This window comes from Parvibacter caecicola (genome assembly GCF_003725335.1).
Classification (GTDB): Bacteria; Actinomycetota; Coriobacteriia; order Coriobacteriales; family Eggerthellaceae; genus Parvibacter; species Parvibacter caecicola.
Genome location: NZ_QIBY01000007.1, coordinates 86141 through 107143, shown reverse-complemented (window position 1 = coordinate 107143; position 21003 = coordinate 86141). Strand labels below are relative to the sequence as shown.

Below are 21003 nucleotides of genomic sequence, written 5' to 3'. Positions count from 1 at the left end.
GAGCGAGATCAAATCATCACGATAATGTGAGCTTAAGCTTGCATTACGCGAAGCCTATCAACTTTGTACTCACGCAACTATCAGCAGTGGAATCGATTTATCGCATTTGTACTCATCTTGTACTCAAATAACCGAGCTAAAGAAAAGGCCGTTTTGCAGATGCAAATTTGGTGGCGAATACTTCGTTTTGCGGCATGAATAGCAAACGGTGTAGTAGAATACGTTTCAGATAGCCCCGGGACGACCGCTGATTCAAGTCGCCGGGGCTCAATTATTACATACGGAAGGCGAGCATGGCGGATTCCCCAAGTATCAATAGATCCGATATAGAAGCTTGGCTTTCTGCGCCCCGATACAAGAGGTATCTAGAAATCGCCAAGAACGATGATAACCTCGCACTCGATCTGTATCTCTGGAACATCGGGTTAGCGCAAGCCGTACTTAGGGATGTCTCATTCTTTGAGGTCGCTCTTCGAAATGCTTACGATAGGGCCATTTCAGCTACTTGGAGTGGGAACAAGCACTGGCTGTTCGATGATGCTTCACCGGTAAGGCGTCCGATTCTTCGAACCAACAAGCGGGGAAAGGTCAAAGATGCCAATCGACTCAATCGCAATGCAATCGACCATTTGGCGGGAAATCTAGGGCACAACCCTCCTCCTGATAAAGTCATCTCGAATCTAACCTTGGGGTTCTGGGCGCATATGACTGACAGGAGCCATGAACGTGACCTTTGGATCCCGTCCATACATTCTGTTTGGCCGAAAGGCGCATCAAGAGACATAGTAAATCGCAAGATTGCAGGGATCAACAACGTGCGTAATCGCGCGGCACACCATGAGCATCTGTTTGCGTCTGAGGGGATGAGCCGCTCGACTTTGCAAGCATGCCAAGATGCGGTTGTGCTCTTTTCTCAGTTAGAACCCGCAGCGTGTAATTACGTGTACGAGGGGCAGCTCGATCAGTGCTCTGTTAGCGACTTTGTTGCTAACAATCCCGCGCCTTGCAGCGTTGCGATCTAGCATTGTCGCAGAGGAGGCTGGGGCATTGGCAACAATGAGGGATGTCACGCTATCGGATTTTCCAGTCTTGACTTGCATCTCGCCAGCTCTTTTTCTTTGTCATTAATACCGTCTTCTTTCGATTTGTTCTTTTTTACTAAGTTATCTTTTCGCTTCTCAAAGACTCAATCTCGCTTTTTAGTTCTTTCTTTGCTTTGCGATCCAAGATTCCCAACGCACTAAGTTGCTTCTCTTTTATTTCTATTTCGCCTGAAAGAGAAGAAATCTTTGCCTTGGTCGCCGAATACTGCTCATCACTTTTTAGCTTAATCAGATCTTCCTTAAGCTGTTTTATCGAAGCTTCAAGACTAGCTCGTTCCTCTTGATGCGCATCCCAGTATTTATTGATTCTGTTCTGGCGTATTCGTTGTTCCGAGTCAGCCTTAGCGCTTTGCCATTCGGCTATTTTCTTATTTCGCGCAGCGATTGCAGAATCGGTAAATGCGTATTCTTTTGCCCATTTTGCACTAACGTATTGACTCCCCGAGATATACCCGATTGAACAGGAATCTCGTACCTTTTCGGCAATAAATATGAGGTTTTCATACCTAGTTATATCCTCTTCATCATCATTGTCGTCAATATTGATCGCTGCTTCAATTACTGAAATGCACCCATCTCCACGGTCGGTAAATCTGTTCCAGTCATATTTAGAGGGGATGGCATATAGTGAGCGATCGCTGGATGAGGCAGTTTTGTAGTCTTGAAACATGATGCCATTTCCAAGAGGCAACAACGGTTTGTCGTCGGTGTAGTCTGACCATATTGTCTTCCAGGCTTGTACGGCAGCGGCGTTCATTACCAAGGCTGCATCAGCCTTGAATTTATTTGGTTCTACTCCACATGATAGAATGAGCTTCATCGTTAGAATAATGGAGTTAGCTGCTTCTGTGACTATTGAGGAAGCGTTTTCTGAAGATGGGAATTGAATATAATTCTTGCAGCGTAGATTAATCATCGCCAATGAAAGCTTGCTAATATCTTCTGCGATCTGCTTTTTCAGCTCATCTGCATTTGCATCTTCGGAACAATTGGCAATCGCTTGAGAGAAGTAGTCAATTGCTTCTGGAATTCTATTGTTGCCACCAGTAGTTTGCCAACCAGCTGCAATCCCCTTTAGATAGAGAGCTTCATAGTTTGTCGGCTCTATCTCTAAAACTTTGTTTGCGTAGTCTTCAGCTTCTTTTTCATTATCTGAATCATGCGCCTTTCTTGCTAAGGATAAGAAGTTTTCGATTTGCTGAGTATTATCAACCTTGACTGTTCCTTCGACCTGAACAACTCCCTCTACCATCATCTTCTTTGCGTTTTCAGGTGTATATTTCATCCCGCAGCTTTGGCAAACAAAAAAGTCTCCGTCTTTGACAATGTCTGTTGCACCACATAATTCACACTGTATAGCTTTCATTAGTTGTCCTTTTTATAAATACTGTGATTATTCTTTGCGCGATCGATACGTATTACGCCAGGAATGCGTCCCTCTTTGACCTCATTAGCAAAGTATTGTCCGAAACTGATTCTTTCGCCTCGTGTTAGCTGATTCCATTTGTGCTCAGGAAATAGTGATTTGCATTCAAATGTTTGACCAACTTTGACATTGGTATCTAAGTATTGCCTTGCCTGCTCTAGCCATTTGGCATGATTCATAATCGCCCTACTTTCGTATACATAACTGGTCGCGTTGTTGAAGAAGTTTCTTCAATTCATCACAGCGACTATCAAGAGCTTCAGTTTTTCCTGCTTTTGCATCAGCTAAGAGCTCATTGATATGGGCTTGAATAATTTGTTCCACCGGCTGAGCCTTCTTGCATGACCGCAGGTTAGAGAACTGAGCTATTGCAATAAGCTCGTTAACGCAATCCTGATTATTAGGAAGCGTTTCTTTCAGAGCTTCGAGATGCATTACCAGATTTTTAATAAAGGAAGTATCTTCATTGATTTGGGAATCAATAGAAGCGATATGTTCAGTCGATGCTTGGCTTGTCAAGGCAACGCAAAGAAAACCGCCAAATAGGAGAATGCTTATTGCATATCCCCAAGGATTGCAGAGGGTTGGGTAAATCATAAATAGCGTGCTTACAATCAATTGGCCTATCAGATATGCGGCGGCAACTGTATAAATGGGCAGTTTGAGGAAGAATCTCGGTGTTTGTTTTTGTTTGAGTATTACAAAGGCGCAGGCTGCAAATGCGACTAAGGCGAAGCCGAGCTCAGCCCAAAACGAAAACGATGCCTCAAAAAGCAGCATACATATTAAGAAATAAACTGCGAATCCAACTATTAGAGCAATTATTGTAGTGCGGGTTGCTTTGTTTTCCATACTTTTTAGCCCCTCTTATTCCCGCATTGAGGACAAAAATTGTCATTTGATGAGAATTGTTTGCCGCAATTCGGGCAAAATTGAGGCAAGGATCCTTCGGTATCAGGCGAGGCGACGCCGGGATAGATAGAACCTCCAAACAGTTGGTTCTCTCCGATTGCCTCAGAAACCGCGCCCCCAACTACAGATCCCATAGTGCCGCCCACTCCTGACATCAGCCCAAGGCCTATTCCCATATTCGCGAATTCACCAACCGCTTCGTTTTGAGCCATTTGCTCCGCCACGTCGAATCCACGTTCTTGTTGATAGGTATATCCTTCAATTTGGCGCTTTTCTGCGACCCCCTTGGCCTCAATAACTGTCTGTTTAGCTGCCGTCTCCTGGTTAATCACGCCAACTTGCTGGTTGATCTGAGCGTTTTTTACATCCGCATACTGCCGAAAAAACAGCTCCTTAAATTGCTCATAAATGGGGTCGCCCTCGGGCTTAACGATTGTCGTAATCATCATTTGAGTAAGCTCCAGGCCGTATTCTTTGAAGTCGGGCTGAAGGTGCTTTTTTACTTCGTCTGATAAAAGAACTAGCTGTGCATCCATTTGGAAAATAGAGAGCGAGTTTTCGGGTATCGCCTGAGCTATGGCAGCTTTTATCCTCGTCTGAAGAAAGGACTTAAGGTATTTGATTAACTCTTCTTGTGAAAGAATTGCTTCAGTACCCACAATTTTTAGGAGGAGTTTCTTAGGCTCTCTGACAGCAATTGCCATCTCTCCTGATGCGCCAATTGAAAGAGGAAAATTGAACTCTGGTTCCATAAACTGGATTTTTGAGTTTGTTCCCCAGCTTATACCCATTTGTTCTACGAGGTTTATGAAGTAGACCTCAGCATGAAATGGGCTTTCGCCTCCTGATGGAATGTTTATAACTTTACTTAATAACGGGATGTTCTGGGTCTCTAGCTCGTATCTGCCAGGTTTAAACGAATCGAGCGCTTCTCCATTTAAGAAGAAAATAGCCTCTTGCGCTTCATGGACTATGAGTTGAGAACCAGTATTAAAATCCTCTTCGGGATATTTCCAAACAAAGGTTTTGTTATCACCTTCGTATTTGATCACATCTATAAGATTCAAGTTTTACTCCCAAGAACCAAAATAAGTAGACGTTATTTGGTTCAGGGAGAGCTTGAAGTAAAATCATTTCTATACTGCTGAAACAGATGTGACCCGTTGCTTGAAAAGACTATTATTTGAGCTTCAAATAACGTCTACGTTTTTGAGGTGTGAAAAAGTCCAAAAAAACCATCAGGCGGTCTCGCTCAGCAATGCTTTCCTGTCCTCTTTCATCCAGTTATCGAAAGTAGTTATGCTTATCTTCAGACGGTCAGCCGCCTCTTTTCGGGTGATGGCTCCATTTTCATAGGCGCGCTTCGTCTTGAGATAAATGCCCGGCCGTTCGATCTTAGGTCGTCCGAACCTAACTCCACGCGCCTTTGCAGACGCTATTCCCTCAGCCTGTCTTTGCTTGATATTCTCGCGTTCAACTTGCGCGACATAGGAGAGGAGTTGAAGCACCACATCAGTGATGAAGACGCTCGTGATCTCGCCTTTGTCGTTTCGTGTATCGAGTAGCGGCATATCGAGCACGACGATATGCGCGCCTTTCTTCTGCGTGATGTTTCGCCATTCTGCGATTATCTCTTGGTAGTTGCGTCCCAGCCGGTCTATCGATTTAACGAAGATCACATCACCCGGCTTGAGTCTTCGCATTAACTGGCGATAGGAGGGACGGTTGAAATCCTTCCCGCTCGCCTTATCGGTGAAGATCGCACTGTCGTCCAAGCCGAGCTCTCGTAGCGCATCAAGCTGTCTTGCGAGACTTTGATCTTTCGCGGAGACTCGTGCATATCCATAGTCCATGAATGGCTCCTTTCTTTTGAGATTGATTAAGGGGCGCGGGGGATCCCCCGCAAACTGGGAAGCGGACGGCGTAAGCCGTCGCCGGCCAGTTTCCCGAATTCGGCAAGTCGCTTTGGCGTTGTCGGACGCCATGGGCTACTTGCTAAAGTTGCCTATGGCGCGTGAAAACGTAATACGCCAATAGGCTACTTGCTAGAATTCGCCATAGCGGCCCGCAAAGGTAATACGCTATGGGCTACTTGCGAATAAAGACTCCTAAGGCCTTAGAGCGGCTTGTTCCTCGGATTGATGCCAAGTGAAGCCTTAAAACGCTTCTCAACGCCTCCGAGGATGAAAGCCGTGAAGGCTGTGAAAGCTGAACCCTATACCCGAGCGCAGCCTTCATCGCCTTCACTTCTTTCACAGGCGGTCTTCTCTAGAGTGATCTGCTGCCCGGCGCTGGTGTGCTTCTTGCTGTAGACAATCCCGCGCGACCTCATGAAGACACTGTGCTGTGCGAGGAACTTGCCAAACGTCGCGGTGGTCACTCCCTCGGCCCCTGCTGCCTTGATCAGGTCTCCGACGGAGCCCTGCCATGACCCATTTGTGCTTAACGCCATGAACTCGACCACCTTCAGTACGCAGTCGGGCACGTCCCGTTCCTCAAACTCCTCCTCGCTCGTGCGCTCGATAAGGTTCCAACGACAATCCCTGAGCGCAAGTTTCAGCTCTCGAAACTCCACATCTCGTCCGGTAACCGTGAGCGTCGCGTCCCCAACGCCACGCGACGCTCGCCTCAGTACCCAGATGCTGTCCGCACTGCCCGTGATTCCGCTCGAACCCGATACAGTGTTCATGACGTCCTCGTCTGCCATCTTGCGAGTATGGTGCACCACCATCATCGCCAGACCGTGCTTGTCGGCAATCGCCTTCAGTGCCGAGAAGTCGCTGTAGTCGGCAGCATAGATGCTGTCGCCGGTTGGGCTTCGAACCTTCTGGAACGTGTCGATGAACACGAGTTTCAGGTCTGGATGGGTAATGACGAAATACTCGATCTGCGCCGCCAGGCCGTCCTTGATCGTGGCTGCCGAGTTGGCAAGGTAGAACCTGTCGTTAGCCTCGTCTGTTAGCTTCCATAACCTCTTTTTAACTCGGGAATACGTATCTTCAAGGCAGAGGTAGAGAACCGCTCCTTGGCATACCGTATAGTCCCAGAACGGTTGGCCCATGCTCACGGCAAGCCCCATAGCGAGCACCATCCAGGACTTTCCAATCTTGGGTGCGCCAGCCAGTATATGCGCTCCCACAGGCAGCAAGTCCTCGATGACCCAGTCCGCTTCCTCGATGGGGTCTTCCAGTAACTCTTGGGCTGTTCTTGCTGTCAGCTGTCGCATTACGGTTCCCTCTTCAGATTCTTGATGGCGCTTTCGTCGCTTGCCAGCTGGATATTGGTGGACTTCTCGCTAAACCCAGCGAAGATCGTGGCAACGCTGTCCGTGAGCGCTATTAGCTCCGGCGTGGCGTCGGCGCAATTCGTCAGCCTTGTCAGCTCGCGATAGACGAGCATCATTGCCTCCTCCATGCCCTTCTGCATGCGGCTTGATGGCACGACGACGATTCTTCTGTCGAGCAGCTTCCGGATAATGTAGTCCTGTTTCTTCTGCCCACTAATGGCAACGAGGTTATCGAGCAGGTTCGCCTCTTCGGGCGACATGCGAAACGAGATTGTCTTGCTTCGCTGCCTGCCGTGCGCATCCAGGTTCTTCTCTGACATCTGGATCTCCTTTCCTAGGCCTGTTTCATGGGTCTTGCCATATCGAATGGGGATTCCGCACTGCCTCTTTGGACGTCAAGGTCGCAAGCCATGTCCTCTTGCTTATTTGGGAAGAGGTGCGCGTAACGCATGGTCACCTCGGTGCTCTCGTGACCCAGCCTGTCGGCAATCGCGAGAGCGGAATAGCCGAGTTCGATCAGAAGCGACACATGACTGTGTCGCAGATCGTGAATCCGAATGCGCTTGACTCCGGCTGCCTTCGCGCCGCGATCCATCTCATGGTGCAAGAAGGACTTGGTGACGGGAATCAGGCGGTCGTCGTTTCGAAGGTCGGGGATGCACCTCATGAAGTCGATAACTTCACCAACGAGGAACTCTGGCATGACGATCGAGCGGGCGGACTTGGGCGTCTTCGGTGCCGTGATGACGTCCTCGCCGTGCATGCGCTGGTAGCTCTTGGTGATCGACAGCCTCTTAGCCTCGAAGTCGAAATCCTCTGGCGTGAGCGCGAGCAACTCGCCGAGGCGCAGTCCGCACCAGTAGAGAATCTCGAAGGCTATGAAGGATTGCGGTTTGTCCATCATCGCCCTGCTGAACCTTAGGTACTCGTCTTTCGTCCAGAAGCTCATCTCGTCAGCCTGCTTGCTGCCTATCTTGCCGACCTTGGCCATCGGGTTCACCGTGAGGCCGTAGTAGCGAACGGCGTGATTGAGCATGGCCGAGAGTTGATTGCAGATCGAATGGAGATAGGTCTGCGAGTATTCCAGCCCGTTGCACGTGCGCATTGCGAGCAGCTCGTTCTCCCAGTTGAGGATGTCGAGCGACGAGATCTCGTTCACGCGCTTGTTGCCGAGATAGGGCAGGATCTTCGTCTCGATCATGTGCGCCTTGCTCTCCCAGGTGTTCCTGCGCAGACGGGGCTTCACGTCCGCGGCGTACACCTGATAGAACTCGGAGAAGAGCATTGTCGGTGCGCCCTCCATGCGCTTCAGGAACTCGTACTCCCACTTGCGCGCCTCCTTCTCCGTCTTGAAGCCGCGCTTGGTCTTCTTCTTGGGTTCGCCCGTCCAGTCTTTATAGCGGCACTGGACGTAGAACGTTCCGCGTTCACGATCTTTGCTAACGGACATTGCTGGCTCCTTGCTCGGGTGCTGGCATTGGTTCGCCAGCAAAGTAGCGCTCCTCAAAATACATTCGGCTCACTTTTCCCTGGACGATTAGGCACCCTTTCTTCGCCAGTTCCGCATTAAGCTTGCGAATCACCTTGTAGGCGTACGCCTTGGAGGTGCCCAGCTGCTCCGCGACCTCCGTTGCACTCATTAGCCTTGTTCCCATAGGGTCTCCTTTCGTTTGTTGGCGTAACATCACGTTTTTGTGATGTCTTAGGTTGACTATAACCTCACATATTTGTGATGTCAACGGAAATGGAGAAATTTGCTCACATTTGCGTGAGGTGGTACCCTGTACTCCTGACAATTTGTCAGGCCTTACGTCATGAGAAGGGTCTCTGTCTATGAAGAAAAAGGAAGTTCCCAGCCTTGCGAAGAAGCTGAAGTCTTTGCGCGATGAGCTTCACCTCACCCAGAAAGAGGTGGCTGATAAGGCGAAGATAACCGAGTCGGCTTACCGTGCATACGAGCTCGGCGACCGTAATCCCAAGCCGGAGATTCTGGACCGGATCGCAAGGGCGCTAGGGGTGAGGCCTGAGTATCTGAGTGCGCCCACGTTCAGGAACAGGCGCGAATTCGCTTACGCGATCCTGGAGAATGAGGACGCGTTCGGCTATACCGTGCGTGAAATTGACGGCGTGCCCGCCATTGTTAAGGGCTACGGCTCTGCAATGGACTTCTTCGCAGAGTTCGTTCGTGATTGGGAAGAGATGCGTCAGAAGCTCGACAATCACGAGATCACTAAAGAAGAGTACGCAGAGTGGAAGCGCACCTGGGATAACGGAACATGGGTTAAGACCGATGACGGCAAGAGCCCATATTCGGGGAAGTAGGAATTAATGAGAATTGACCTTCACTGCCATACGAATAAAACCAAAAGCGGAGATCCGGTGTCACGCAATGTAGATAAGGAATTGTTATGTAAAAAAGCAGAACTGGCTGGTGTCGATTTAATTGCAATCACCAACCATAACGATTTCGATTTCGAACAATACCAAGATTTTTCAAACCAAGATATATGCATAGTCTGGCCAGGAGTGGAACTAGATGGAATATCGAAGAATGCGAGCAAAGCATTTCATGTGATTGTAGTTGCAGATCCTGCTGAAGTTGATAGCTTTAACGAAGCACTTTCAAAACTAATTAATGGTCAAAAACCTGATGATTTCTCTGCGGATCTCGAAGAGATAGTGGCAGCTTTTATTGCGCTCAATACTTTATTCATCCCCCATTATGCGGATAAAGCAAAGGCCATTGGCGAGGAAGATAAAAAGCTATTCGAAGAATTAGTGCCCAGGGAAAGGCTGTTTTTGGAGCCTAAAGATCTGAGGACTGTAGGCATCTGCGCTTTCCATGGCGACAATATGATCATTGGAAGCGATGTCAGAGACTGGGCTCATTACGAAGAATGTAATTTCGCGGAGCTTCGACTCCCTGTAAGCAGTTTTGAACAGTTAAAAATGCTTGCCAAACGTGATACTACCGTGGTTCAGCATTTACTGGACGCAAAAACCCTCTCGCCCTTCACGATACATCCAGTTGATAACGAAAGTTTCAATCTTGAAATCTACAATGACGTCAATATTGTCTTTGGCGAAAAAGGTACTGGCAAGAGTAGGATATTGGACTCTATTGCAAGCGAACTTAAGCTCCAGGGCAAACGATGCGTTCACTATGCCGGATCCAAGCGAGATGAAGATTTGGCAAAACTACTTGAGAAGACAACAGTTACTAGGTCTGCTGCGGTCTTAGGAGTCGATTCTTGCGAAAATGACTTTTCAACAATCTTGAACTGGAATGAGCCAGCGGTAACACCCATTAAAGACTATCTTGATTGGATAAGAACCAATGGAAATGATGATGCGAAAATCAAGATGTGTATCGTTAAAATGACCAGCTTTGGAGTCCCCGATGAAACCGAGTTAACTTCGCTTGGGAACGATGCGAATAATGCTGATGCAATAAAAAAGGCGATAGCAAAGATCGATCTTGGAAAATACCTAACGCAAGATGAAGAGCAGACTCTGCAAGCAATACTTGGCATCCTAGAAGCCAAGATAATTGAAAAACAGACGAAAGAATTCGTAAGAGTCGAAACCCTTAAAGTCTCTGAGTTCACGATTAATACTTTAAAGACGCTAGTTGCAGGAAGCAAAGGTTCGAAGCCTATCCCGACAACTGTTGGGTTTGAAGCATATGCATGTGCCAGACTTGAATTAGCCCATGCATTACGCTGTATCTGCTCTGCGCTTGAAGCCCCCACAAAGTCGGATCCAGAATATCTCGGACCGCTTGACGGAAAGGGCGATTTGTTCATTACGACTGAGTGGAGCATGTTTTCAGGAAATAGCACGAAAGACCATTATTCCGGAACATATACTCAAGTTAAGAATCATGTAGCGGCATTTAAAGCAGCGAATAAGAATGCTCTGAAGATTGATTATCGTAATAGCTTAAAGAAACTAACAGACCTTCTTGAAGGGTCGGGGTACATAAATCTCGACTGTTTTGTAGGAGTTGATCGATTCCTAACTACTAAGGATGGCAAAAAATACGAGCCCTCCAATGGGGAGAAGGGTATCTTGTTGCTTCGTAGGGCTTTGGATCGAGAGGCAAGTTTCTATTTGATAGACGAGCCTGAGCTCGGCATGGGAAATACGTTTATTGAAGATTCGATCAGGCCAAAGCTCATTGAATTGGGGCGATTGAACAAAACAGTTGTTGTCGCAACGCATAACGCAAACATTGCAGTGAGATGTTTACCTTATAGATCAATTTACAGAGAGCATGTTTCAGGTGATGAATACAGAACATATATCGGAAATCCGTTCGTTGATAAACTGACCGATATTACTGATCAATCCAATAGCTTGAATTGGACCGAAACCAGTTTACGAACACTTGAAGGCGGCCGTGAAGCTTTTGATGAGAGAGGCTATATTTATGACAGTGCAAGTTGTTAAAGCGGTGCTTACTCAAAGAGAAAATGGAAATAATATTCTTCGCTTCAATATTGGGGGAGCAGATCAAGATTTGAATTTAGATGACGAGACCAACGAGGAGCAAGTAAAGAGCGTCTTCGATGCACTTCTAGCGCAGATGGTCAATGAAGATATTCAGGTCGTTGCTGATATTCCAGAAGAACGCGTGCATGATCTTTATGGAGAGGTATGTGCGGCATACGTTACACAGTTAAATACTGAATTGAGCAGAGTCCAATCAAGGATGAATTCGTTGGGTCTTTCTAAACGGGAAAGTTGAAAAAACGCTTCTTTGCAGAGCAAGAAGTGCCCCTGAGTGCTCTATGAGTACCACGTTTGATGTAATTTAGATATATACGGTAAACGAGATGATCTGCTAACGCATCTATTGAAACGAAAGACAAAGATACGCCATCGAGTGGGAATAGGTTAATGCGTGTTCATACGGGCGCACATTCGAGTCCCTATTTAGACGATTCTAACTGCCTTCGAAAGAGTCGCAGAATTAAATTAGAGCTCTAGCTGGATAAATGTTTTATCCAGCAATCAATCATATTGAGGACCAACTTGAAAACGCGTAGATATACATTATTCATCTGCATGGCAATTGGAGGACTGGGAATTGTTGCCATGCTATTGTTGCCGCTCTTATCTCTTGATGACCGGTACTATAGCTGTATTCTAGGACTGTTAACGGGTTTTATTTCAGGTGCTTTCTTGGCCGTTGCAACATCATTGTGTGAGCTAAAAATTGGGTTACGAAAACAAAAAGTCATGCTCTTTGAGCTTTGCATAGCCTTCTCGGGATGCTTGAAGCAGTTGATTATATCGTTTGAATTTGCACGTCAATACAAAATACCTCCAAAGCTCTTTGCGCCATGTTTGAGCTGTATTAATGGCCCGGGTATGCACTACGCGAATCTTATCTGCACTGAAATCGACGATAACCTTTTTCTTAGCAAGAAAAAGGTTGGTTCACTAAATAAATTACGCAGTATGGCTATGAATTTGGACCCTAGAATTTATCGTCTAAATTGCATGTGTGAAATGCTGAAATGCAGAACGCAAATTATCGAGCTGGACTGCCAATCCACATTCTATGCATCTAGTCAACAGGTTGACGAACTGGATCGAGAGCTTGTCGTCGAAATCGACGAATTGTTCAACGAAGTAGCTTCCATAGGGAATGAATTCGGTGATGAAGTCGAATGCGCCATTCTGGCCATATATGGTCAAAAGAGCCTGGATGACTTTCGCTCGCAGCTCTTAGAAGCTGTGAACTGCATCACTCCTCAAATTGAAAAAGCTATTAAGCAGCCTGCAAGATGTCAGCGTTTGTAGGAGCATTTTGAAATTACTCCGTACGGATTCCAGCCTGCGGTACCATGTAGACATTCAGAAACTTTATTGGAGAATTGTCAACTTGAGCCCTTATCGATCTAGATTCTGGTACTGTCCAGATTCTTGCGCAAATTCCAGCAGCCGGCGGTCAGCCGTCGGCATGATCACTCGCCCAGCAGCGACACGTCCGGGTACCTCCTCGATCCCCACTCGCTGTCGGCCACGTACTTGAGCCTGGCCATCACCAGCATGAGGGCGCTCTTACCGTCGGGGAACGTGCCCACCACTCGCGTGCGGCGGCGGATCTCGCGGTTCAGCCTCTCTATGGCGTTGTTGGTGCGGATACGACGCCAGTGCCGCATTGGAAAGCGCGTGTAGGTCAGCGTCTCCGCGATGCCGTCGCGAACGCACTTGGCTGCCGCCGCCAGCCTCATGCCGTCCAATTTGGCGGCGACGTCGCTGGCTTTCTCCATGCTGGCCTCCAGCGACTCCTGGGAGTGGATGGCCTTGAGCATGGCCGCCACCTGGCTCCTCTTTGATTTCGGCACCTTGGCCAGGACGTTGCGGTAGAAGTGCACCGTGCAGCGCTGATAGGCAGCCTCTGGGAACACCTCGGCGATGACCCCGGTCATGGCGGCGGCCTTGTCGCCGGTGAACATGCGCACGCCGGAGAGGCCGCGGCCCTTCAGCCACGAGAGGAACTCCCGCCAGCACTCGGCGGACTCGGTGAAGCCCTCGGCGGCGCCTATCACCTCGCGGTAGCCGTCGTCGTTGACGCCTATGGCCACCATCACGGCCACGTTCTCGAACGAGCCGCCCCAGGAGCGCTTGAGGTAGATGCCGTCGACGAAGACGTAGGGGTAGGGGCGGGTCAGCGGCCTGCTCCTCCACTCCTCGACGGCCTCGAACGCCCTCTCGTTGAGATTGGACACGGTGGCGGCGGACACCGACGAGCCCCAGAGTATCTCGGAGACGTCCTCGATGCGCCTGGTGGACACCCCGGCCAGGTACATCTCGATCATGGCCTCCTCCACGGAGGTCTCCCGGCGCCTGTAGCGCTCGATGATCGCCGTTGCGAACCTCATGCCCTTGAGCTTGGGCATCTTCAGTATGACCTGCCCCGATGTGGTGGTGAGCCCCCGCTCGTAGTGGCCGGCGCGGTACGCCTCGCGGTCGGCCGTCCTCTCGTAGCGGTCTGCGCCTATGAGGTCGTCGGCTTCCTCCTCGAGAAGCGCGTTCAGGGTGTCCTCGACCGTCTGGCGGACGAGTTCTTTGAGCTCGCCGCGCATGGCGGCCTCGTCGAATGATACGATGGGATCGGACATGGCTCAGCCTCCTAGCATGATTGAATTCGACACTCAAATCATACCGAAGGCCAGAGCCGTGTCTTTTGGTATCTAGACTATGCTGCTGTCAAAGTGCGCAAGAGATTGTACGTTACCCCTTTCGCTGAGGTTCACCCCTCCAGTCCTTGTACCTGAAGTTCGCGAACCAGGTCCCGCGCTTCTCGTCTTTGTATGCTGTCATGGCTTCTCCTTTCACGCGTCGGACTGTGCGAAGAGAAGGATGACTTATAGAGAAGCTATAAGGAATGACTTATGACACCGTTACGTATCTTGTTCATTTGGTATGGGGCTTCCGGCGCCTTGCGTAAACGACTCAAGAATCTGAATTACCACGTTAGCAACATTGACATCAACATACGGATCGGCTCCCCACTGGTGCATTGCTTTCGGAAGTGCAAACAGGGCGGCTTCCCTCATTCCGAGTGCAATAAGAAGACTGTACAGACTGCATCTCTGAGGGGCGGATTCGGAAATATCAGAGAAAAGCGCCTGAAAACAGTCTTCTGTCACATAAAACATCCCACCTTGTCTTGCCGTTTCCATGTCGCCTAGCGTATTCTGGTCAAGAAACGGGAAACTTGAAGGAAGCTTATCGATCTGAGCAAGTTCAACTTGTCTCAATTTGTTAAGAAAGCCTAATGTATTTGCGCAAATTGCGCTCAGTTCTTGCTTGGCTGCAGCGTCATACTGCAATAGAGTGGCGCGTCCATCGACTGAAACCATTTTCCCAGCGCCGTATAACGAATCAGAATAATCTTGAATGTCTAGCTGCAGACGTTTTTTCGTTGATGTGGTAATGCTGCAACGACTCATGATTGGGTCACAGTCGACGCCTAGCTCTTCAAGAGCAGCCAGAAGAACGATGGCATTATAAGAGAGAAGAAACGTCTCTTCCCCTGTCATGGGAGAAGAAAAGCCTATTTCTATTCTCCGAAATGGGACATCATCCCCTTTGAGCACATTTAGGATAAACTCAAATGGCTTGATGGGGTAGAGCGCACACCCTGTCTCGATCCCCAGAAAAACAACTGTGCCATCGTTAACTCGAATGCCGTCAGAATAAACGTTGCTCTGCTGTTTGTGCTCTTCCATGTATTCAGAGATTTGCCGAATCACATCTTCGATGTCTCCATCAGGGGAAGAGAAGACCACCGTTGAGGGGTCTTCTGCGATTATCTCCATGGTCTTTTTTCCGATGACGTCATCTACGTTGTTTACGTCTACAACTTCCCAGTACTCTGAGCCAAGTTGCACGCGATCTCCAACGGCATGATCTCGCATTGCAAGATATTGGGGAGATGCTGTTGTGTAGTTCTGCATCCCGAGAGCATTAACTCCTTCACTCGGAATCAAATCAGATTCCGAGTGAAAAGCTACGACCAGCTGTCCCGATTCCTTGTTTTCCAAGCATGCGCAGGTATTGTGGTCAATCTTAGTTGGTTTCTCTTTCTCGGCATCGCTCAAATGGCTGCAGCCGTATGCGGCAATTGCGCGGTGGGAGTCTGGTCTATTATCAAAAATAGCTCGCTTTAAAAGATAATCTGCTTTTGAGTCCTTTTTCTCTCTCCGGTAATGCTCGGCGATGAGCATGTCGAGCTCTGTGCTCTTTTGATTGAGAGCATACTGCTCAACTTCTTCGGGGATGCCTAACGATAAGCCAAGTGATGCATAAACCAGGGACCGTGCTGCGTCGAGAGAGGGGCGCTTTTTGAAGGATAGCTTTGCGAACTTGAGCGCTTTAAGCTGATCATTTGCAACAAATCCATGATACTGCGCAAGCAAGCATGTCAGCTCCGGATCATCGTTCTCCGATTGCTCCAGCAACTCGAAGAGCTCTCTTGCGAGAACCGATTTATCTAACGGTTCTTCTATAGCAAATGCGATTGACTTGAAAGCCCTTGCGGGAATTACGGGTGCGAATCGTCTGACTAGGTCGATCACCTGAAAGTCACGTTCGTTTTCATGAAGATAGCAAACCCATTCTCTCGAATAGTCTGGGCACGGTAATGTCTGCCCTGCGGCCATTAGACTTAGTGCCATTTCGATATGGCTGCAGGCCTCTTCGGGGTTGCTGCTCTTAAACAGCCTGTATGCATGCAGATGAAATCGAGGGTCATTTCTGTAACAGCTTTCATGGTACTTGTACTCTTCATAAGAGACGCATGGATTCAATTTATCGACATAGAAGAGGAAGAAAAGAAAGTTGCTGACCAAAACATTCTCAGCCTCCTTCTCTACCAGTTGTTTTAACCACAACGTGCAAGAGGGATCTTTGGATATAAGTTCTTCTGCGCATGTAAAGAATGCAGGGAAAAGCTGCTTTATCAACGACTTTTCGCATAAGTGTCTCAATCTATCGATATCGTCGCACGTGCTTATCTCTGCTTGAAGCTGTGCGTTTGGCAAGTGTTGCAGCGCTTCCTCAGGAAGAGACGAAATGATTTCCGCTGCACTTGTTTCGCCAATCAGATCAAGAGCAACTTCAAGGATTTCTCCATATTCATGTTTTAGCGATGTGCTACCCCACAGTGGGAAATCCCCGGCAAAGTTCCTTACGTCATCAGGAGAAATAGAAGTCAATGAATACTGCATTGCTTTGCATATGCGTGAAATGTCACTATGACATTTTGCTACTGGATTAAGTCGCCCTTCGCACAATGCGAATTGATCGTCTGCAATTACGTAGGCTTTGTTCATGAATGCGAGCTCGGCATTCAAAACGCATGCAAAAGGCGAGAAAGGGGAATCTGCGGCAATCTCATATCGATTCGTTTCTTCATCGATATTTGGATTATTAATAATCTCCCCAACAGCCTTAGCGCAATTGGCTCCTTCGTCATAGAGGCCAAGAACGCAGACGGCGGTGTTCAATTGCCCTGTCGAAATTGCCAACGAAGCCAGTGAGGAAGCAAGAGGAGTTCCAATGACCTTGAAGTCCGATATATCAAAGCATGGGTTTTCACCTTTACATAGAGAGAGGTATACAGAAAGATATTTGCCTGAAACACTATTACTTTTATCGGTCTCAACTGCAGATTCGAAATCGGCAAACAAAACCGACCCGTCTTCTACTGCATTTATGAGTAACGTCAGCGAAGAGAAGCCAAGTTGCTCTGTCAAAGATGCCGTTAGAGCATCAACCTTCGCTTCCATTTGTTTATAGCTCTGCTGAACGTCAGACTGAAGTTCTCTGGTTTCGGCGATGCCTTCTTGTATCGCTGCAGAAAGGGGTTCGTCTTTTTTGTCAATTGGCTGGAATATTACGGCAGCCACTTCATCAAAAAAATTACCTACAAGCTTTTCCGCATCAAAGAAGCGCCCTTCGGAGGGGGCCTCTTTTGAAGAGTAAAGAAAAGTATTAACTACTGCGGATTTTGCTAAGTCGCCTTTGCGACAATGGGCAATTAGCTCTTCGCACAAAGCATTATTTTGAAATAAATCTGAAAGAGGCGCTTGTTGGAATGATACAAATGTAGACCTAGTTAGATAATCTTCTCGAATCTGATGTAGCTTCCTGTTCTTTTTACATTTTTTGACTTTATCCAATAAGCTTGACAGGCCTAATTTGCTGGCAAGTGAGACAAGCGTCGAGGCTACTTCCATCCAGAATTAATCCTTTTCTCCAAGAGCTGTTTCCATATGTGGATCCCGTCTGAGACATAAATCCAAGAGCTAGTGTTGCGCGTTGTTGTTACATTCACGCAGTAGCAACATCAAGCTTAAGCCCAAACGCTTTAACGACTTTTTGCACCGTATCAAACGACGGGTTCCCTGTAGGAGACAATGCCTTGTAGAGCCCGTCTCTGGTGATACCGGTCTCCTTGGAGAGTTGGGTCATTCCCTTTGCTCGTGCGATATCGCCGAGGGCGGCGGCAACCACGGAGGTGTCGCCATCCTCGAGCGCGGCGTTCAAGTAGGCCGCCATGTCCTCTTCGGTCTCCAAGTATTCGGAGGCATCCCATTTCGTAGCCGTCTTCATGATCGTCCTCTATCCTTCGTATTCCGCATTGAGTCTTTTGGCCTTGTCGATGTCCTTCTGCTGCGAGGACTTGTCCCCGCCGATGAGCAGCAGGACAACCTCGCTTCTGTGTTGGGAGTAGTACACGCGGTACCCGGGTCCGTAGTCGATGCGCAGCTCGTAGACTCCGTCACCGACGGGCTTCGTATCGCCGAAGTTCCCCGTGAGCGAGATCCTGCGGATTCGCACGTTGATGCGCGCTCTAGCATCGGCATTTCGAAGCCGCTTCATCCATTTGATGAATTCATCTGTCTGCAGAATCTCCAACATACACAGATTGTATACTATGATATACACTTAGTCAATATCAATTTAGTTTTGCAGAAGAAACACCAGGTCATACCTACGTGGACAATTTGTCCACGTAGGTCTTGCTGATGGCTAGGAGTCTTTGCTCCGATTAGAGTTTGCATATACGCTGTACGCGATCACAGCTAGAGCGGCTATGACGATGAAGGGAAACATTAGCCAATAGATGCGAAGCATATAGATCAATGCCACTCCCAGAGCCACAACGGAAATCATCAAGCACACGTTGTACGTGACACTCATGCTGTGGGCATACCAATCGTCCAATTCAGATGGTTGTATTTTAGGCGGCTTGTTCCAGTACCGCACGTCAACATTTGCAACGACGAGCCTGCGCAAAGCGACGACGGCGGCAAGGACGGCCCACACGATGAGCGTCAGCCATGGAGACCCATAAGCATCAACATCACCGTCAGCTCCCCACTGCAGCGGCACCTCGGCGGGGACGTGAAAATGGACGATAGCAGAATCACCAAAGCCAACCCGAGGAGAACATTGCAAACGCGCCCCCGACGCCTCAATGTGTTCGTGATGTAGCGGTCGTTGCTATGGTTCATGCCTTTTGATCCTCCGGGAGCTGTATTCGGCGTCTCCGACGTTTGCTTCTGATGCGAGAAGCCACTCGGGACATCAGGCTTCAATTATCTCATTCAGGCCAACAGGACTAGTAGCGGCTGGCTTGCCCGTAATTGCCCTCACGTTCCCTGAACTCAATTTGAACTCACTTTGAACTCAGGGTTTCACATTTCTGCTGGTCAGCGATTTACTCCCAAGGGTTGTGTTTATTCCTGAACTATTCCTGTCGCGTAAATTTTCGAGGGTTCGAGACGATGTACCCGGAATCCTGAACTCAAAACATTCCCGGATATAATAAAATCCCAGTTCAGAGAACCAGGATCTGCTCCTTGGTTTTATTCCAGGATTTAAGTCCTTCTCGACTTCTTTGAAGTGAGTTCAAAACGATACTGAAACCAGAGCACAAGAGTTGGACGATGAAGCACGAGATGGAAATGATAGTGCCCATAATACAAAAAGGGCTGCTTGATGCGGTTGAGTGGGAGTAGATTTACCGTAAATAAGGAGTTAGCTTATCAGTGGATAGGTGTTATATAGATTTTTTGGATGAAATATCCTCTGACGAACTGTATGAGGGTTTTCTTGCGTATGGGTTTTTTCCTGAAAAGCTTCCTCCGGTGTTTACTGCTGTTCCTTTCTTCGATTACTGCAAAACGGCATCTAATTCATTTGAAGCAACCTGGAATGAATATATAACTTTTCGGGCAATGCGTAATATCGGTGTGCCGCGCCTTATGGGCATCCCTAATCCTTTCAAGTACCAAAGAGTATGTCGTGAACTTGCAAATGACTGGGATGAGATACGCGCTCATTTTCGCGCACAGACAGATGGACAAAGTTATTGTGTTAGTCGAATCCATATCCGTAAAAAGCGCAATGAAAAACGGATTTTCGAGATGACTTACAAGAACTGGCGAGTAGATGGAGATCCGGAATCAGATTTGTTGATGCACGATAACGGGGTGAGCCGTTTCCTTGTTAAAGCTGATATCTCCACGTGTTTCCCCAGTATTTATACACATTCGATACCATGGGCCTTGGTCGGAAAAGAAGTAGCGAAAAGAACAATTCACGATGATATTTGGTACAACAGGATTGATAAGGCATGTTCAGATATGCGTAATGGTGAAACACATGGGCTTCTCATTGGGCCCCATGCGTCAAACCTAATTTCAGAGATAATTTTGACGACCATAGACAAGGAGCTCTACGATAATGGTTATCGCTATGTTAGGAATGTAGATGATTATAGTTGTTACGTATCTAGTTTTGATGAAGGGCAGCGGTTCCTCAAAAACCTCGAAGAGGCGCTTCGCGAATTCGATTTGCTTCTGAATCACAAGAAGACACGGATCATCGAGCTTCCTATTGGCGCAGAGAAAGACTGGAAGCACCAATTGAGCGATTTGCCCAAAGTGGGTGAGTCAGGTATGGTTGAATACCCGCAAGTCAACACGTTCATTGATACAGCGTTAAAGCTGGCAATGGAATTGGATGACTTCGCAATAATTAATTACGCCATTAAGAAGTTGAAAGGATTAGATCTTTCCAATAATGGGAAAAGGCTGGCAGCAAAGCGATTCATGCATATGGCGGTCCTCTACCCATATCTTCTGCAATTAATGGAAGAATATATTTTTATCCCATATGGAGTAGACATAGGCGACATCAAAAAATTTTCGGATACGATATATCAAGAAGCAATCAGGCTAAACGACTACGAAAGCTTGTGCTATGCGATTTATTTTGCCGTTAGGTTCGGCTTTGTACTCGATGGATTCGAAAGCGATTATTGTGAGGCGCAGAAGTACGTAATTAAAAGCAAAGATTGTCTGCTTCTGACCATGACATGGATTTATTTCATGAAACAAAATCACTGGAAAAGAGATGCAACGCAGGTGAAGCCACTTAATAAAGTCGCTCTGAGGCTGAAAAATACAGACATGGATCGTTACTGGCTATTCTGCTATGAAGCTTTGAAACAAGGAAGCCTATCGGGCCAATGGAGATCAATGAAGCGGGCGGGCATAAGTTTTATCCGAAAAGACATGCTGGCCTCAGTTTAGTTGCGGGCGTCGATTCGAGTTGAGATAGCGTTGCGTGCAAGAGTCTGGACAGCATCCTCAAGTTCGCGCTCGTGATAGATCCAACAAGCGCTTGATCTGCGCGTTCATCGACGTAGCGTTGCGCCTCCGCTAATGCCACTGTTCGGTCGC

General features: G+C 47.9%; 20 protein-coding genes. 6 read left to right on the top strand and 14 right to left on the bottom strand.

Annotated features, from left to right (window positions below; translation table 11 throughout):
* Positions 1-293: 293 nt before the first annotated feature.
* Positions 294-1022: an Abi family protein gene (locus DMP11_RS05885; RefSeq protein WP_123185571.1), complete on the top strand. Its 729-nt coding sequence runs from the start codon at positions 294-296 to the stop codon at positions 1020-1022.
* Positions 1023-1158: 136 nt separating this feature from the next.
* Here DMP11_RS05885 and DMP11_RS05880 read toward each other — a convergent pair whose 3' ends face one another.
* The 9 genes from DMP11_RS05880 to DMP11_RS05840 form a co-directional block, all read right to left on the bottom strand.
* Positions 1159-2469, bottom strand: coding sequence for a tetratricopeptide repeat protein (locus DMP11_RS05880; protein ID WP_123185570.1), 1311 nt, complete (start codon positions 2467-2469; stop codon positions 1159-1161).
* The gene (locus DMP11_RS05875) at positions 2469-2708 is read right to left on the bottom strand and encodes a DUF1413 domain-containing protein (RefSeq protein ID WP_123185569.1); all 240 of its coding nucleotides are present in this window, start codon (positions 2706-2708) and stop codon (positions 2469-2471) included. Before DMP11_RS05875 ends, DMP11_RS05880 begins: the two co-directional genes overlap by 1 nt.
* A gap of 7 nt (positions 2709-2715) precedes the next feature.
* Positions 2716-3381 (bottom strand): hypothetical protein, encoded by a 666-nt coding sequence (locus DMP11_RS05870; RefSeq protein WP_123185568.1) that lies wholly within the window; start codon positions 3379-3381, stop codon positions 2716-2718.
* 5 nt (positions 3382-3386) lie between these two features.
* Positions 3387-4508, bottom strand: coding sequence for an SPFH domain-containing protein (locus DMP11_RS05865; protein ID WP_123185567.1), 1122 nt, complete (start codon positions 4506-4508; stop codon positions 3387-3389).
* 171 nt (positions 4509-4679) lie between these two features.
* Positions 4680-5294, bottom strand: coding sequence for a recombinase family protein (locus DMP11_RS05860; protein WP_123185566.1), 615 nt, complete (start codon positions 5292-5294; stop codon positions 4680-4682).
* Between the two features lie 362 nt (positions 5295-5656).
* Positions 5657-6667, bottom strand: coding sequence for an AAA family ATPase (locus DMP11_RS05855; RefSeq protein ID WP_123185565.1), 1011 nt, complete (start codon positions 6665-6667; stop codon positions 5657-5659).
* The gene (locus tag DMP11_RS05850) at positions 6667-7047 is read right to left on the bottom strand and encodes a plasmid mobilization protein (protein ID WP_183621470.1); all 381 of its coding nucleotides are present in this window, start codon (positions 7045-7047) and stop codon (positions 6667-6669) included. Before DMP11_RS05850 ends, DMP11_RS05855 begins: the two co-directional genes overlap by 1 nt.
* A 14-nt stretch (positions 7048-7061) precedes the next feature.
* A complete protein-coding gene (locus DMP11_RS05845) occupies positions 7062-8177 on the bottom strand; it encodes a site-specific integrase (RefSeq protein WP_123185564.1) in 1116 nt (371 codons plus the stop codon).
* On the bottom strand, positions 8167-8382 hold the full coding sequence (locus DMP11_RS05840; protein ID WP_123185563.1) for a hypothetical protein: 216 nt from the start codon (positions 8380-8382) through the stop codon (positions 8167-8169). The genes DMP11_RS05845 and DMP11_RS05840 overlap by 11 nt, the downstream gene beginning before the upstream one ends.
* Before the next feature lie 178 nt (positions 8383-8560).
* On the opposite strand from DMP11_RS05840, the gene DMP11_RS05835 reads away from it, so the two are divergent.
* From DMP11_RS05835 to DMP11_RS05825, 4 genes are all read left to right on the top strand, one after another.
* Positions 8561-9049, top strand: a complete 489-nt coding sequence (locus tag DMP11_RS05835) for a helix-turn-helix domain-containing protein (RefSeq protein WP_123185562.1) — start codon at positions 8561-8563, stop codon at positions 9047-9049.
* 6 nt (positions 9050-9055) lie between these two features.
* Positions 9056-11179, top strand: coding sequence for a hypothetical protein (locus tag DMP11_RS05830; protein WP_148041098.1), 2124 nt, complete (start codon positions 9056-9058; stop codon positions 11177-11179).
* The gene (locus DMP11_RS10225) at positions 11160-11477 is read left to right on the top strand and encodes a hypothetical protein (protein ID WP_161555307.1); all 318 of its coding nucleotides are present in this window, start codon (positions 11160-11162) and stop codon (positions 11475-11477) included. The genes DMP11_RS05830 and DMP11_RS10225 overlap by 20 nt, the downstream gene beginning before the upstream one ends.
* 287 nt (positions 11478-11764) lie before the next feature.
* The gene (locus tag DMP11_RS05825; protein WP_148041096.1) at positions 11765-12538 is read left to right on the top strand and encodes a hypothetical protein; all 774 of its coding nucleotides are present in this window, start codon (positions 11765-11767) and stop codon (positions 12536-12538) included.
* Between the two features lie 164 nt (positions 12539-12702).
* Here the strand turns inward: DMP11_RS05825 and DMP11_RS05820 are convergent, their stop codons facing one another.
* The 5 genes from DMP11_RS05820 to DMP11_RS10685 form a co-directional block, all read right to left on the bottom strand.
* Positions 12703-13863: an IS256 family transposase gene (locus DMP11_RS05820; RefSeq protein WP_123185559.1), complete on the bottom strand. Its 1161-nt coding sequence runs from the start codon at positions 13861-13863 to the stop codon at positions 12703-12705.
* Positions 13864-14145: 282 nt separating this feature from the next.
* Entirely contained in the window at positions 14146-17487 is a 3342-nt protein-coding gene (locus DMP11_RS10220; protein WP_148041095.1) for a hypothetical protein, read from the bottom strand.
* Positions 17488-17581: 94 nt separating this feature from the next.
* A complete protein-coding gene (locus DMP11_RS05805; RefSeq protein WP_087198711.1) occupies positions 17582-17863 on the bottom strand; it encodes an addiction module antidote protein in 282 nt (93 codons plus the stop codon).
* 9 nt (positions 17864-17872) lie between these two features.
* On the bottom strand, positions 17873-18172 hold the full coding sequence (locus tag DMP11_RS05800) for a type II toxin-antitoxin system RelE/ParE family toxin (RefSeq protein ID WP_123185556.1): 300 nt from the start codon (positions 18170-18172) through the stop codon (positions 17873-17875).
* 111 nt (positions 18173-18283) lie between these two features.
* Complete coding sequence (locus tag DMP11_RS10685) at positions 18284-18712, bottom strand: DUF1648 domain-containing protein (protein WP_161555306.1); 429 nt, start codon at positions 18710-18712, stop codon at positions 18284-18286.
* Between the two features lie 593 nt (positions 18713-19305).
* Here DMP11_RS10685 and DMP11_RS05790 point away from each other — a divergent pair.
* Entirely contained in the window at positions 19306-20853 is a 1548-nt protein-coding gene (locus DMP11_RS05790) for an RNA-directed DNA polymerase (RefSeq protein WP_123185554.1), read from the top strand.
* Positions 20854-21003 lie beyond the last annotated feature (150 nt).

Bases quoted from the DNA above. Each gene is read 5' to 3' on its own strand.
- DMP11_RS05885 (WP_123185571.1), top strand. From the start codon at position 294: ATGGCGGATTCCCCAAGTATCAATAGATCCGATATAGAAGCTTGGCTT.
- DMP11_RS05880 (WP_123185570.1), bottom strand. From the start codon at position 2,469: ATGAAAGCTATACAGTGTGAATTATGTGGTGCAACAGACATTGTCAAA.
- DMP11_RS05875 (WP_123185569.1), bottom strand. From the start codon at position 2,708: ATGAATCATGCCAAATGGCTAGAGCAGGCAAGGCAATACTTAGATACC.
- DMP11_RS05870 (WP_123185568.1), bottom strand. From the start codon at position 3,381: ATGGAAAACAAAGCAACCCGCACTACAATAATTGCTCTAATAGTTGGA.
- DMP11_RS05860 (WP_123185566.1), bottom strand. From the start codon at position 5,294: ATGGACTATGGATATGCACGAGTCTCCGCGAAAGATCAAAGTCTCGCA.
- DMP11_RS05855 (WP_123185565.1), bottom strand. From the start codon at position 6,667: ATGCGACAGCTGACAGCAAGAACAGCCCAAGAGTTACTGGAAGACCCC.
- DMP11_RS05850 (WP_183621470.1), bottom strand. From the start codon at position 7,047: ATGTCAGAGAAGAACCTGGATGCGCACGGCAGGCAGCGAAGCAAGACA.
- DMP11_RS05845 (WP_123185564.1), bottom strand. From the start codon at position 8,177: ATGTCCGTTAGCAAAGATCGTGAACGCGGAACGTTCTACGTCCAGTGC.
- DMP11_RS05840 (WP_123185563.1), bottom strand. From the start codon at position 8,382: ATGGGAACAAGGCTAATGAGTGCAACGGAGGTCGCGGAGCAGCTGGGC.
- DMP11_RS05835 (WP_123185562.1), top strand. From the start codon at position 8,561: ATGAAGAAAAAGGAAGTTCCCAGCCTTGCGAAGAAGCTGAAGTCTTTG.
- DMP11_RS05830 (WP_148041098.1), top strand. From the start codon at position 9,056: ATGAGAATTGACCTTCACTGCCATACGAATAAAACCAAAAGCGGAGAT.
- DMP11_RS10225 (WP_161555307.1), top strand. From the start codon at position 11,160: ATGACAGTGCAAGTTGTTAAAGCGGTGCTTACTCAAAGAGAAAATGGA.
- DMP11_RS05820 (WP_123185559.1), bottom strand. From the start codon at position 13,863: ATGTCCGATCCCATCGTATCATTCGACGAGGCCGCCATGCGCGGCGAG.
- DMP11_RS10220 (WP_148041095.1), bottom strand. From the start codon at position 17,487: ATGGAAGTAGCCTCGACGCTTGTCTCACTTGCCAGCAAATTAGGCCTG.
- DMP11_RS05805 (WP_087198711.1), bottom strand. From the start codon at position 17,863: ATGAAGACGGCTACGAAATGGGATGCCTCCGAATACTTGGAGACCGAA.
- DMP11_RS05800 (WP_123185556.1), bottom strand. From the start codon at position 18,172: ATGTTGGAGATTCTGCAGACAGATGAATTCATCAAATGGATGAAGCGG.